We start from the raw sequence: 14,738 nt of genomic DNA, 5'->3' as shown, positions 1-14,738 counted from the left end.
AAGAGGCGATTAGATGAAGTATATCGTTGTATTGGGCGATGGTATGGCAGATGAACCCATTGATCAATTAAATGGTAAAACGCCATTAGAAGTCGCCCTTACACCCAACATGGATTTTTTAGCACAGAATGGTGAATTAGGTATGGTTCAAACAATACCTAGGGGTATGTCTCCAGGAAGTGATACAGCCAATCTATCTGTTCTTGGTTATGACCCAAAGAAATACTATACGGGGCGTTCCCCATTAGAGGCTTTAAGTCAAGGCATCAGCTTAAAAGAAGGTGACGTAACATTTCGTGCCAATTTAGTGACGTTATCTGAAGAAGTTACATACGAAGATAAAAAGTTATTAGATCACAGTGGTGGTGAAATATCAACAGAAGAGGCAAAAGTACTTATTAATTATCTCAAAGAACATTTGGATGATGAGATGAAACAATTCCATACAGGAGTAAGTTACAGGCATATTCTACTATGGAATCAAGGGAGTATTGATGTAAAACTTATTCCACCTCATGATATTCGAAATCAGAATATAAAAAATCATTTACCAAAGGGTGATAATTCTGATATAATATTAAGCATTATGAAAAGAAGCTTTGAGCTTTTAAAAGATCATCCTATTAATAGAGAGCGAATGGAAGAAGGTCTATTGCCAGCTAACTCTTTATGGATATGGGGTGAAGGAACCAAACCTGTTTTGGATAGGTTTCATGATAAGTATGATTTAGATGGTGCTATGATATCGGCGGTTGATTTACTTAACGGTATGGCATTAGGAGCTGATTTACAGGTCATAGCTGTAGAAGGAGCCACCGGAAATATCCACACCAATTTTATCGGTAAAGCAAATGCGGCCGTACAATGTCTAAAAGAAAAAGACTTCGTGTATATTCATATTGAAGCGCCTGATGAATGTGGTCATGCAGGTGAGTTGCATCAAAAAATCAGAGCTATAGAGTTAATTGATGAGCAAATTGTTGGAAATCTTTTGGCGCAATTAAATGGGCAAGAATTTAGAATATTGTTATTACCAGATCATGCAACACCTATAAGATGTTGTACACATACAGATTCTCCTGTACCTTTTGCTATATATGATAGTAGTATTGAAGTAAGTGCTAAGAACATGCGTGCTTACAATGAGATTTCTGTAGCTAAAGAAGAACTAGTTTTTAATGAGGGTTATACTTTAATGGACTACTTTGTTAAAGGAGGAAAAAGATCTTGCTAATAGTAAAAAAGTTCGGAGGAAGTTCCGTAGCGAATAAAGAGCGTGTCTTCAATGTGGCAAGAAGGGTGATTGAAGACTATGAGAAAGGTCATGATGTTGTCGTCGTTTTATCAGCACAAGGTGATACAACTGATGAGTTAATCGCCAAGGCTAGAGAGATAACGCCACAACCATCAAGACGTGAAATGGATATGTTGTTAACAACAGGCGAGCAACAATCTGTTGCTTTAATGGCAATGGCTTTGCATACATTGGGTTATCAAGCTGTATCATTGAATGCTTTTCAGGTAGGTATGCGTACCACTTCAGCCTATTCAAAAGCAAGGTTAAAAAGAATAGATGATGAACGTATACGCTTTGAGTTGGATCGTAAAAATATTGTACTGGTTACAGGATTTCAAGGAATTAATCGCTATGATGATATAACAACTCTTGGTAGAGGTGGATCTGATACAACAGCTGTAGCATTAGCGGCAGAGTTAAAAGCGGATAAATGTGAAATTTATACAGATGTTGAAGGAGTTTATACCGCTGATCCACGTGTTGTAAAAAACGCATGTAAGTTGAAGGAAATATCTTATGATGAGATGCTAGAATTAGCTTCTTTAGGTGCAAAAGTTTTACACAACCGATCTGTAGAGTTGGCTAAAAAGTATAATGTTGAACTTGTTGTTAGATCCAGTTTAAGTACTGCAGAAGGAACGATTGTTAGGGAGGTATCGCATATGGAAAAAATGCTAGTTAGCGGAATAGCAGCAGATAAAGATGTGGCAAGAATAGCTGTCATTGGAATTAAAGATGAACCTGGTAGAGCGTTTAAGCTTTTTGGGTTAATGGGTAAACATAACATTAATGTTGATATTATTTTACAATCTATTGGAAGAGACGGCTCCAAAGACATCTCCTTTACGGTATCAAGGGATAGCTTAGAAGATGCAAAAAAAGTTATTCAAGATAACTTAGAAGTATTAGCGGCAAGAGAAGTAGTTGTTGAAGATAAAGTAGCTAAGGTATCGGTAGTAGGAGCTGGAATGGCAAGTAATCCAGGTGTTGCATCAACCATGTTTGAGGCACTTTATGACGCTAATGTTAACATACACATGATTTCAACATCTGAAATAAAAATTTCCGTTTTAATAGATGAAGATGATGTAGAAGTAGCCATGAATGCCATTCATGATAACTTTAAATTACATTTAATTAAATAGAAAAACAATGAAGAAGACAGTGAACCTTTCAGAAATGAGAGGTTCATTTTTTTCTTAGAAAAATTCTTTTAGAATGCTATTATTCGCATAAATTCTTGTATCATTCAGGTGGGAGAAGTATAATGAACACTAGTAGAGTATTTGCGAGGAAAAACATAAAGCTCGAAAATAGAAGAACGAAGCAGGAAAGGAGTGTTAAAAACGTGAAAAACAAAATTCTTATTATAGATGACGATTTAGACCTATGTATTTTATTGAAGAAGAATTTAAAAACAGATGGTCATCAGGTGACTATTTGCCACGATGGTGAGGCTGGCTTAACGGAAGCTATCACAAATAGTTATCAACTCATAGTGTTGGATATTATGCTTCCAAAGAAAAGCGGATTCGATGTATTGTCGGATATCAGAAAGGTAAGTCATGTACCTGTACTAATGCTGACTGCAAAAGACAGTGAGGTAGACAAAGTGTCTGGACTTCGGATGGGGGCTGACGATTATCTTACAAAGCCATTCGGCAGTAATGAATTTCTTGCGCGTGTGGCTTCACTTTTGCGACGTTATACTGTTTTTAATGCCAATGATGTACAGGTTGAACCTACCCTTGATGTGGGAAATCTCTATATTGATCCGTCTACCCGTGAAGTTCGCCTCAATGATGTGAGAATTGACTTGACTGCAAAAGAATTTGATTTGCTGTACTTTCTTTGTAGCAATAAGGGTAAAGTCTTTACCAAAAAGCAAATATATCGTTCTGTCTGGGAGGATGATTATGCTTTTGATGACAATAACATTATGGTGCATATTCGGAGGCTGCGTAAAAAAATAGAACCGAATCCGGAAGCGCCAATCTATATTCTGACTGTTTGGGGTGTTGGGTATAAGTTTAGTGGTGATGAAGTATGACAGGATTTATGATTACAATTTTGTTCTGCTTGTGTGTTGGACAATTTATATACATCTATCGAATGAAGAAGCATGAAAAAAACTGGCTTGATATCTTGAGAGGTATACAACATGGTGAACAAGATAAGATTTTTACAAAAGGCAAGGGGCGGATAGCAGATATCAGCTATGAAATTAACGGAATAATTGACTCAAATCAAGCCCAGATTGCGCAGTTAAAAAAAGCAAATGAAGCCAACAAGCAAATATTAACCAGTCTGTCCCATGATGTACGAACTCCTCTTGCCTCTCTGCTTGGTTATTTGGAGGCTATCGAGAAAGGTGTTTTAGACCAAATGGAGGAACAAGAATATATCGGGGTGGTGCTTCGTAAGGCGAACGACTTGAAAATGTATCTGGATATGCTCTTTGAATGGTTTAAGCTCAGTTCTAATGAACGGAAGTTTATATTTGAAGTACTTGATATCAATGAACTGACACGAGAGGTTATGATTGAATGGTTACCTGTATTTGAACGTGAAGCAATTACACTTTCGGCGGATATTGACGATGATGATTTATTGGTATCAATTGATCCTATGGCTTACAAACGAATTCTTAATAATCTGATACAAAATGCGATAGACCATGGACATTGCACTAAAATTTCTCTTACGATAAAACACATATCGAATAGAGCTTTTATATCAGTAATTAACAACGGCAAAATAATACCCGACGACCAGTTGCCTCACATTTTTGAACGGCTATATAAAGGCGATTATGCCCGATCTGATAAGGGTAGTGGTTTGGGTCTTGCTATCACTAAGGAACTTGTTATAAACCTACATGGTGAAATCTCTGTATCAAGCTTGAAAAATGAGGGGACAAAATTTCAAATCCGCCTGCCAATTTCCAAGTAAGAAAAAAGTAAGATTTGAGCAAGGTTCTTGTCAGCTTTGACTGTTAAAATAAAAAGCAGGAGGTAAAAAAATGAGTGAATATATAATTGAAACAATTGGGCTGACAAAACATTTTGGAGAGCAACTTGCAGTAGATCATGTAGACCTGCATGTGCCAAAAGGGAAAATATACGGACTACTGGGGAGAAATGGAGCCGGCAAAACCACAACGATGCGGATGTTGCTTAATCTGGTTCGTCCTTCTGCTGGGACAGTTCTGCTGTTCGGCAAAGCACATTGTGAAAATCCTGAAAAGACTTATCACAAAATTGGTTCTATCATTGAGAAACCTGGCTTTTATGAAAATTTAACTGGTGGAGAAAACTTACAAATCTTAGCCCGTCTACGTGGACAACACCGCAAAGACACAATTAATCACGCCCTTGAAATAGTTGGACTGGACAAAGAAAAAAGTAAAGTGTTTTCTAATTATTCTATGGGTATGAAACAGAGGCTTGGAATTGCTGCTGCCATCATGCACGAGCCAGAGCTGTTAATACTTGACGAACCCATAAACGGACTTGATCCTATCGGTATTCATGAAATACGAAAATTCCTTTTAATGCTTTGTAAGGAAAAGGGTGTTACCATACTCATATCCAGCCATGTCCTAGATGAGGTTGAACAACTTGCTGATATTATTGGTGTGTTACACCAAGGGCGTTTGGTAGAGGAAGTTGATATGATCCAGCTAAACAAACAAAATCGACAGTATGTAGAATTTGGGGTTTCTGATGTGAATACTGCTGCCTTGCTTTTAGAAAGACAATTTAATACTTCAGATTATACTGTTTGTAATGACAAAATTATACGAGTATTTGACTGCATTGAGGAGAGGGGCCAAATCACCTGTTGCTTTGTTAAAAATGATTTGTTAGTAACAAAAGTTAATGTAAGCTCAGAAAAACTAGAGAACTATTTTTCGCGGCTGATAGGAGGTGGCGGTATTGGTTAATCTCATCTATTGTGAACTACTAAAACTAAAACGTTCCAAAATGCTGCTGATTAGTTTTTTAGGCGCGTTGGTAACGCCTTTTATGATGATTGCTGATGGGATTAAGATTCATTTTTCACATCCAGAACTGCCGATCACGCTGATGGGCTTCTATAATGGCTGTAATCTATACATCATGATCTTGTTTGGATTAATTGTCTACACAGTCATTGCAGCCTATCTATTCAGCCGGGAGCATACGGAAAAGACCTTAAAAACAATCCTAACTGTTCCGGTGTCAAAAATCTCTTTTATCCTTAGCAAGTTTATTATGCTATTTATTTGGATTATGACGCTTACAATCGTTTCCTGGGCAGGTATGTTTATTTTAGCAGCTCTTTATAAAGTACTGTTTGGTCTTGCTGAATTTAGTCTTGCAGTTGCAATACCATACTTTGGAAAAATGTTACTTGGTGGTATTCTCATGTTTCTCATGAGTTCACCTTTTGCCTTTTTGGCTTTATGGACTAAGGGTTTGGTAGTACCAATTATTGCTGCTGCGACCATCGTTATGGGGAATGTGGCTTTGTCAAATGAAGCTTTAGGAGCAGTATTTCCGTGGACAGCTATTACGCTACTGATTGACGACAAAATAGGACAGACAGGTTTTTCTTATGCATTGGTAATTGGATTAATTCTATCTGTTTCCATATTTGGGTTCGTTGCCAGTATAGTTTATTTTCAAAAGGAGGATATCAAGTAATGGATTTGAATTTTGTTGAAATACTTAAGGCAATCCTCTTTGGTATTGTAGAGGGCATCACAGAATGGCTGCCAGTCAGTAGTACTGGGCATCTGATCTTGTTGAATGAGTTTGTTGCATTAGATGCTACTGAAGAGTTTTGGAGCCTATTCGAAGTGGTGATTCAGTTAGGTGCAATTATGGCGGTAGTCGTATTGTTCTGGAAGCAGATTTTTCCTTTTGGCAAAGATGATAACCATCATCCCCTTACATCGCAAGGCGTACTATCATATGTAAAGGCAGATATCTTCGTCTTATGGTTCAAGATCCTTGTTGCCTGTATCCCTGCGGCTATAGCTGTATTCTTTGGCGATAAGTTTGAGGAACTGTTTTACAACTATCATACTGTTTCTGCTGCACTAATCTTTTTTGGTGTGATGTTTATCATCATTGAAAACAAACACAAAGCAAAAACTGCAAAGATAAATAGTTTGACCGAAATCACCTATCGACTGGCCTTTATTATAGGTATTTTTCAATTGATCGCAGCAATATTCCCTGGTACTTCTCGATCTGGGTCAACTATTGTAGGAGCACTACTATTTGGCGTCTCAAGAACAGTGGCAGCAGAATTTACATTTTTCCTTGCCATACCAGCAATGTTTGGTGCAAGTCTGCTGAAACTCATCAAATTTGGACTTTCATTTACTAGCACAGAACTTATCATTCTATTGGTCGGCATGATAACGGCATTTTTAGTATCAGTCTTTGTCATTCAATTCTTGATGACTTATATAAAAAGGCACGATTTTAAGGTCTTTGGCTGGTATCGGATTGCACTTGGTATCCTTGTCTTATCGGTGTTTGCATTCAGATAAGCAATAAGAAATGAACAGTAGCAACTGTCTTGGACTCACACCAAAGGTTGTTGAAGTAGTGATGAATACTGCTATCTCAGATTATATTAAGTTACATTTAATTAAATAGTATTGTAAGACAAAAACGGCAGTCATACTAACTAAAGTATGGCTGCCGTATATTGGTCTATATTTTCTTTCTTATAATTATTCATCAACCTTTATAAGAACCAGCAAGACGCTTGCATGTATCTTTTACTATCAATGTAGCAGGAAGTGTTATTCTCACTTTTTTAGCTTCGTGTTCTATTAAATTAACTAGATTTTGAGCTGCAACTTTTCCCATTTCATAAAAAGCTTGTTCCATTGTTGTTACAGGCTTAAAGAAAAATCGGGAAAGAGTAGGGTCGTTATCAAAGCCGATAACAGATAGATCTTCTGGCACTTGATAACCCATACGTGTAGCTTCTGTTATTAAATAGGATGCTAATAGGTCATTAGCAGCAAAAACAGCAGTCACGTTGTTTTTAATCAGTGATTCCACAATTCCTCTATAGGTCTCTTCACTTTTATCATGTTTATAACCTTTGTTGAATCCGATGAAAATAGAGTCATTTACTAACTCACCATGTTTTTCCATAGCCTTACAATAGCCTAAGTATCTATTTCTCAGAGTAGTGAATTTTTCAAGTCCCACATCACAAACGAAACCAATTTTATCATGGCCTAACTCAATAAGGTAGGAAGTAGCATCATAGCCCCCAGTATAATTGTCAGTGACAACATAGTTAACAGGTATGCACTCATTATATCTATCTAGCATGATAATAGGAAACTTTTCTATATATAATTGATTTAGGATATCAAAATTTTCATTCGTTGACATTGGAAACAGTAAAATACCTGCAACATTATCATAGCTATTACTAATAATATCTCTTTCTTCTTCTATACTGCTAATATGACTCCTAACGTTGAGGTAATAACCCTGATCAGAAAGATATTTAGAAGCACCGTTAATGGTGTTAACAAAATTGGAGTCTGCCATATCGAAGGGCAGTATCATTGTGATGACTTTGTTTTCATCGGTACTTTCTATGATGTTTTCATGAGATGACAAAGCGTCTGGAGCTATATAACTACCGCTGCCCCGTCTACTATATATAAGACCATCCTCTTTTAAAGTCTTTAAAGCTTTTTTGATTGTAATCCTACTCACTTGATAGATCTTTTCTAGTTCTACTTCTGTAGGTAGCTTATCATCTGCATGATATTCTTTAGTGAGAATTTTATCTTTAATTGAATCATATACGTTCATGTATAAAAATTTGTTCGCCATTTAGAACTCCTTATTGCATATTATTGTTGATTAGGTATAACTAATTCTATTATAAATGAAAATTAGGTATGTTTCAATGCTTTTGTGGAAAATTAGATATAGAAAATTCATGAATTACCAGTGATTTTTTAGATAAATAAGCTCGATTAATCTTGACTCATGAAGAAAAAAATGCTACTATTGAATCAAGATAAGTTATAAAATTGATTATATATTTAGTGTATATGTATAAAATTTTAGAGAATAAGTTATATTAGATATAAAATTAGTATTAGTAATAGAGTTAATAATCTGTATATGCGAGGAGAAATCACGTTGTATCAAATCATTAAATTACGAAATAATTTAGCACAAATATATGAAAAGCGATTTGTCCAACAAATAGAGGTCCATGAGATTGGAATATCTAAGGCTTCAGATAATGTGATGGAATTAGATGAAGCAATGGGACTAGAGTATATGCCATTTAAAGTCGGGGATACCTTTAGGGGAAGAGATAAAAACTACTGGATAAAAGTGGATGTAAAGTTGCCAGAGGAGTTTTATGGACAAGAAGTTATTGGTTATTTTGACATAGGAAGAACAGGACTCTGGTTTGAAAGTGGCATGGAAGCATTGCTTTACGTTAACGGAAAGCGCTTTCAAGCAGTAGATAGAAATCACAAAGAAGTCATCTTTAAAGATTTTAATAAAGAATGGACAACTTTTTATTTACAAGTTTGGTCTGGCCTAGAAGGTGGAGGAAAGCCTGTAGAGCAAATTCATCATTATAATAAAATATCTTTTTCATTATTTGATGGAGAACATGATACATATTATCTATACTTAAAGCATCTCTTTGAAGCTATGGATGAACTGAAAGATACTGATGCACATAAGTATCTATATGAAAAGATCATTATAGAAGCATTTAAAATATACAATGATGTTGGTGTAAATGAATCTATTAACTGTATAGAAGAAGCATTAAAACAATATCCGAAGATCAACCCTACTACTATGAATTGTGTGGCACATACCCACATTGATTTAGCGTGGTTATGGCGGATTAAGCATACGAAACAAAAAGCTATCCGATCTTTCAATACCATGATTAAAATGATGGATGATTCAGAAGACTATTATTTTTTTCAAAGTCAACCTCAGCTTTATCAATGGATCAAAGAAGAGAGTCAGGATTTGTATGCTAAAATAAAAGAAAAGGTAGCCGATGGTTCATGGGAAATTGGCGGTGGTATGTGGGTTGAATCAGACCTCAACATGGCCGGCGGCGAAAGTCTAGTAAGACAGATTCTCTACGGTGATAAATTTCTCAAGGATGAGTTTGGTTATGATCCTAAGCATAAATTCTTATGGCTGCCTGATGTATTTGGATACAATTGGAGCATACCACAGCTTCTCAAAAGTGCAGGTATTGATTATTTCTTTACAACTAAAATGAGTTGGAATGAATACAACAGAATGCCAGATGATACTTTTATCTGGAGAGGTATGGATGGAAGCGAAGTTCTATGCCATTTTATCACAACACCTCATCCATATGGAGATAGACATTATGTTTACAATGCATTAATTGACAGTAGGAGTCTACTAGGTACTTGGGAGAATTATAAAAGTAAAGAAATAAGCAAAGAACTATTAGTAGCTTATGGTTACGGTGATGGTGGTGGTGGAGCTAATGTGGAGATGGTTAAATCCATACCAGTAACTAACCTAATACCTACACTACCAACAGTACAGCCAAGCACTATTGAGAATTATATTGACCGATTAAATCAAGAGATAAATGATTCTAATCAACCCTTACAAGTGTGGAATGACGAGCTTTATTTGCAGTTTCACAGGGGAACCTATACCATTCAGGGGCTTATCAAGAAATGGAATAGGCTATTAGAAAATAAGTATAGAACTTGTGAAATATTAAGTTCATTAGCAGCTGTTGGGATGAGTAACTTCAATCTTTATCAGCAGGATGAAATAGAAAAAGGTTATAAAATTCTTTTAACGAATCAATTTCATGATATATTACCTGGAAGTAGTATTAGAGAGGTCAATGTAGATGCTATAGAAGATTATCAGCAAAGTGACTCTATCGTGACTGAAAGCGTTTCCGGAGTGCTTGAGAATGTTACTAATCAGACATCTGATACTTATACAGTTTTTAATCCACTTAAAGATAGGGAAAATCATCTTATTTTCGTTGAAGGTATAAAAGAAGAGAAAGTGTTTAAAGATGAAAATAATAGAGTGCTTAAATCTCAAACTACAAATGATGGTACATATGTAATGATTGATGATTTAACACCTTTTGCTTTTACTAATTTTAGAGTTAGTGAAGAAGTACAATTAAGTAATAAGTTATCAAAAGTTGATATAGATCAAAGAACATTAGAAAATAAAAGATATCTAATAACATGGAATGAAAATGGAAACTTGACAAGAGTATATGATAAGCAGCACAAAAAAGAAGTCATCAAATCGGGTCAAGCAGGGAATCAATTTCAAGTATTTGAAGATAAACCTCATGGTTATGAAGCTTGGGAAATAGAGTTAGATACTCTTGACGATGCCATAGGTACCATGGAGACAATAGACCAGCTTGTTAAAGTGACCTTAATTGATAATGGTAATCTAATGACAACCTTGAGATTTGAATATGCTTACGGTGATTCTAGAATTATTCAAGATCTTAAGGTATATGAGTATACAGGTAGGATTGATTTTGTAACAGAGGTTCAATGGTATACACATGAGAAGCTACTTAAAGTTAATTTCCCAGTAGATGTTTTTGCAAGAGAAGTAACTTGTGATATTCAATTTGGTAATATCAAGCGTCCTACACATAGAACCACTCCATGGGACAAAGCAAAATTTGAAGTATGCGCCATTAATTGGGTGGACTTATCTCAAAGAGATTATGGTGTTAGCCTTCTCAACGATGGTAAGTATGGGCATGATGTTCAAGATAATAAAATCCGCTTATCACTTGTAAAGTCATCGATTCACCCAGATACGCATGCGGATATAGGTTGTCAAAGTTTTACCTACAGTTTATTCCCACATAAAGGCGGGTTCTTAGAAGGTGATACCCATACAGAGGCTCTTAAGTTAAACAATCAGCTTCATGCTATAAAGGGTAGAAAGAGTAGCCTTAATCGCAGTTTATTAGAAATTGATGGGAAATATGTAGAAGTTGATGCAATCAAGAAAGCGGAAGACTCTAATCACTTAATTCTTAGACTCCATGAGTATGGAGGAGGAGAGGAAAAAGTAAAGATCAAGAGTTATTATCCTATAAAGAATTACGCTTTTTGTAATATACTTGAAGAGAATTTAGAAGAGGCAATAATGGAAGATGAGATGACATTTAACGTTAAGCCTTATGAAATAAAAACTATTAAAATTTTATTTGACACCATATAGTTTGAATTATATATTATAATTCTGGAGGTAGAAAAATGGATACAAAATATGACGTTTTAGTTGTGGGAGATATCAACCCAGACATAATGATGATTGATTATGATAGGTTACCAAACCCGGGTGAAGAAACCCATTCAAAAGATGCACACATCGCTTTAGGTGGAGGATGTGCAATCTGTGCATCCGGCTTAGCCAAGTTAGGCATGAGCGTTGCTGTTTATGGTTTCTTAGGAAGTGATATGTTTGGAGAGATGATGGTGCGAAAACTGGAGAAGACTGGTGTTCACACAGAGCATATAACTATTAGAAATGATATCAATACTGGTTTTTCTGTTGCACTAACGAATAGTGAAGATAGAGCTTTTATTACCTATAATGGTACGAATGAATTATTTGATGTTAAAGATGTTCCTGATGAGGTGATTAAGTCAGCAGGGCATGTACATGCGCTATGCTATACGCCTGATAAACATGGCGATTATGTGGAATTCTTCAAGCGTGTCAAGGAACTAGGTCGTACCGTTTCCTTTGACATAGGTTATGACGATACAGAACAGTGGTCTGATAAGATCATGGAGATTGTTGAACTTGTTGATATCTTCATGCCCAATGAGAAAGAAGCTACTAATTACACAAGAAAAGATACTGCTGACGCCGCACTGAAAGCGCTTGCAACTAGTGGTAATACAGTTATCGTAAAAAAAGGTAAAGACGGATCTATAGCTTACCGAGATGGGTTATTCGCAGAGGCAGGTCCATTTGTTACTACATGTGTAGACACAACAGGAGCTGGCGATTCTTTTAATGCAGGATTCATCCTTGGATGGCTTCGAGGATTTGATTTAGGTAAGTGTCTCATAATTGGTAACGCTGTTGGTTCTAAGAGTGTTGAACAATATGGTGGTAGTTCAGGCGTTCCTTCTTATGAAGAGTTAAAAGCATTTTTAAATAAAGAAAATATATCAATATAAAGGAGAATACCATGAAACTAGTTGTACTTGGAGGAGGCGGTGTACGTTCTCCCTTCTTAGCTAAATCGATTGTATCCAATGCCCATATTGCCAATATTACAGAAGTTGTCTTTATGGATAATGATGGTGAGAAACTAAATATTTTTGGAGGTCTTTCTAAGATCATCTCAGAAAGAATTAATAGTGACATCCAATTTGATTATACAACGGATGCTGAAGAAGCTCTTAAAGACGCAGACTTTATTATTACCACACTCCGTGTCGGTGGTGATGTATGCAGAACCTATGATGAGAGGGTTTGTCTTGATTTAGGTGTGCTTGGTCAAGAAACAACTGGAGCTGGTGGTTTTGGTATGGCCATGCGTTCTATACCAACTTTATTAGAGTACTGTGATATAATTAAAAAGGTCTCTAAAGAAAATGCATTAATATTCAATTTCACTAACCCTTCAGGTCTTGTTACACAAGCCTTAAGAGATGCAGGGCATAATAATGTATATGGTATTTGTGATGCGCCAAGTGAGTTCATTAAGCAGATGATAAGAGCAGTAGATTCAACAGCGGAAGAGTTTTCTGTTAAGTGCTATGGCCTTAACCATCTTTCTTGGTTCAAAGATGCTAAAGTTAATGGTGTAGACGTCATGGACAAGCTATTAAATGATGAGGCCGTCTACAATAGCACAGATATGCGTTCTTTTGATAGAGAATTAGTTAAAATCATGGGTGATACCCTTATGAATGATTACTTACAATACTACTACTATCGAGAGAGAAAAGTAGATAAAATCAAGTCTGCTAAGTGCACTCGTGGAGAAACTATTTTAGATATTAATGCACGTATGTTTGAGAAGTTAAAAGGGATAGACGTAGAGAAAAACTACGACGAAGCCTTTGATATATACATGGAACATTACATGGAAAGAGAGAACAGCTATGGTCTCATTGAGACGGGAGTTGAAAGAATTGATCTTTTAGAAAAGATGACTATTGATCAGTTTATCGATGAGCCTGATGAAGGTGGCTATGCAGGTGTAGCACTTAACTTCATTAAAGCCTTTGTAGGTGGAAAAGCATGTGAAATGGTATTATCCATTCCTAATAATGGAGCAATCAAAGAGCTAGAAGATACTGATGTAGTTGAAATCTCATGTATCATCGAGAAAGGCAAAGTTACTCCAGTACCAGTGGATGATATACATGCTATGCAAGTAAATTTGATGAAGATAATGAAGTTATACGAAAGAACAGCTGTAAAAGCAATCACTAATACATCACGTGAGAAAGCCATTAAAGCCTTAACGATACATCCATTAGTGAATTCTTATAGCTTAGCGAAGGAAATTGTTGATCAGTTCATTGATAAATATCAAGTTTATACTGCCAAGTGGCATTAAAAGGATGCAAGAATTCCAATCGAAAGGAAAGATGAATCCATGATCTATAGAGTAGAAGAAATTCCTGTAGAGGGATGCAATTATACCGATTTTATACCCAGTTTAGCTTGCTACATACCAGATACCATTGAGATGAAGCCAGCTTATAAAAAGCCTTCTGTCATCGTTTGTCCAGGTGGTGGTTATGAGGTCTTATGGGAGACAGAGCGTGAAGCCATTGCTTTAAAGTACATGTCTGAAGGGTTTAATGCCTTTGTACTCAATTACTCTGTCATTCCAGCACAGTACCCTACACAACTGCTGGAGTTAGCGAAAGCTATTAATTATGTAAGAGACCATGCTGAAGAGTTTAATGCCGATCCAGATCAGATCATTGTCTGCGGTTTTTCTGCTGGTGGGCATTTAGCAGCTAATTTAGGTGTTTGCTGGAATAAAGATTACTTCAAAGAGTTAGTAGGTAAGGATTCTAATCACAAACCTAACGGAGTGATTTTAGCCTATCCTGTTATTACAGTGGAAGATGATGACCTCATCTACTTCTACAACCGTTTTATTGGTGAAAATCCTAGTCAGGAGCTTAAAGATAAAGTGTCCTTAGAGAGACAAGTGGATAAAGATACGGTGCCAACTTTTATGTGGGGGACCTATGATGATCCACTGGTTAAACACATCCTTGTTTTTGGACTAGAACTTCATAAACATAAGATCCCATTTGAGTCATTGATCTATCAAAGAGGACCTCATGGTATTGCCTTGGCAAATGATGTAACATCATTTAAAGAGGATCAAA

The 14,738-nt window shown here is 36.1% G+C and carries 12 protein-coding genes; 11 read left to right on the top strand and 1 reads right to left on the bottom strand.

Going from position 1 to position 14,738, the window contains the following annotated elements:
* Positions 1 to 13 precede the first annotated feature (13 nt).
* The 7 genes from C1Y58_RS20225 (at position 14) to C1Y58_RS20195 (ending at position 6,842) form a co-directional block, all read left to right on the top strand.
* Entirely contained in the window at positions 14 to 1,234 is a 1,221-nt protein-coding gene (locus C1Y58_RS20225; RefSeq protein ID WP_105618208.1) for a cofactor-independent phosphoglycerate mutase, read from the top strand.
* Positions 1,228 to 2,442 (top strand): aspartate kinase, encoded by a 1,215-nt coding sequence (locus tag C1Y58_RS20220; protein WP_105618206.1) that lies wholly within the window; start codon positions 1,228 to 1,230, stop codon positions 2,440 to 2,442. Before C1Y58_RS20225 ends, C1Y58_RS20220 begins: the two co-directional genes overlap by 7 nt.
* A 122-nt stretch (positions 2,443 to 2,564) precedes the next feature.
* The gene (locus C1Y58_RS20215) at positions 2,565 to 3,347 is read left to right on the top strand and encodes a response regulator transcription factor (RefSeq protein ID WP_207655791.1); all 783 of its coding nucleotides are present in this window, start codon (positions 2,565 to 2,567) and stop codon (positions 3,345 to 3,347) included.
* On the top strand, positions 3,344 to 4,249 hold the full coding sequence (locus C1Y58_RS20210) for a sensor histidine kinase (RefSeq protein WP_105618204.1): 906 nt from the start codon (positions 3,344 to 3,346) through the stop codon (positions 4,247 to 4,249). Before C1Y58_RS20215 ends, C1Y58_RS20210 begins: the two co-directional genes overlap by 4 nt.
* 70 nt (positions 4,250 to 4,319) lie before the next feature.
* The gene (locus C1Y58_RS20205) at positions 4,320 to 5,243 is read left to right on the top strand and encodes an ABC transporter ATP-binding protein (protein WP_105618202.1); all 924 of its coding nucleotides are present in this window, start codon (positions 4,320 to 4,322) and stop codon (positions 5,241 to 5,243) included.
* Positions 5,236 to 5,985, top strand: coding sequence for an ABC transporter permease (locus C1Y58_RS20200; protein WP_105618201.1), 750 nt, complete (start codon positions 5,236 to 5,238; stop codon positions 5,983 to 5,985). Before C1Y58_RS20205 ends, C1Y58_RS20200 begins: the two co-directional genes overlap by 8 nt.
* 5 nt (positions 5,986 to 5,990) lie before the next feature.
* Positions 5,991 to 6,842: an undecaprenyl-diphosphate phosphatase gene (locus C1Y58_RS20195; protein WP_105618546.1), complete on the top strand. Its 852-nt coding sequence runs from the start codon at positions 5,991 to 5,993 to the stop codon at positions 6,840 to 6,842.
* A gap of 193 nt (positions 6,843 to 7,035) precedes the next feature.
* Here the strand turns inward: C1Y58_RS20195 and C1Y58_RS20190 are convergent, their stop codons facing one another.
* A complete protein-coding gene (locus tag C1Y58_RS20190) occupies positions 7,036 to 8,160 on the bottom strand; it encodes a GntR family transcriptional regulator (protein ID WP_105618199.1) in 1,125 nt (374 codons plus the stop codon).
* Between the two features lie 315 nt (positions 8,161 to 8,475).
* On the opposite strand from C1Y58_RS20190, the gene C1Y58_RS20185 reads away from it, so the two are divergent.
* The 4 genes from C1Y58_RS20185 to C1Y58_RS20170 all read left to right on the top strand — a co-directional run.
* Positions 8,476 to 11,583 (top strand): alpha-mannosidase, encoded by a 3,108-nt coding sequence (locus C1Y58_RS20185; protein WP_170311647.1) that lies wholly within the window; start codon positions 8,476 to 8,478, stop codon positions 11,581 to 11,583.
* A gap of 35 nt (positions 11,584 to 11,618) precedes the next feature.
* Positions 11,619 to 12,554 (top strand): carbohydrate kinase family protein, encoded by a 936-nt coding sequence (locus C1Y58_RS20180; protein WP_105618195.1) that lies wholly within the window; start codon positions 11,619 to 11,621, stop codon positions 12,552 to 12,554.
* Between the two features lie 11 nt (positions 12,555 to 12,565).
* Entirely contained in the window at positions 12,566 to 13,948 is a 1,383-nt protein-coding gene (locus tag C1Y58_RS20175; RefSeq protein ID WP_105618193.1) for a family 4 glycosyl hydrolase, read from the top strand.
* A gap of 39 nt (positions 13,949 to 13,987) precedes the next feature.
* Positions 13,988 to 14,738 (top strand): alpha/beta hydrolase (locus tag C1Y58_RS20170; protein ID WP_105618192.1); only part of this gene is annotated, 751 nt, incomplete at its 3' end.

Source organism: Vallitalea okinawensis, from assembly GCF_002964605.1.
GTDB classification, from domain to species: Bacteria; Bacillota; Clostridia; order Lachnospirales; family PQDH01; genus Vallitalea_A; species Vallitalea_A okinawensis.
This window is presented reverse-complemented; position numbering and strand designations above follow the sequence as displayed.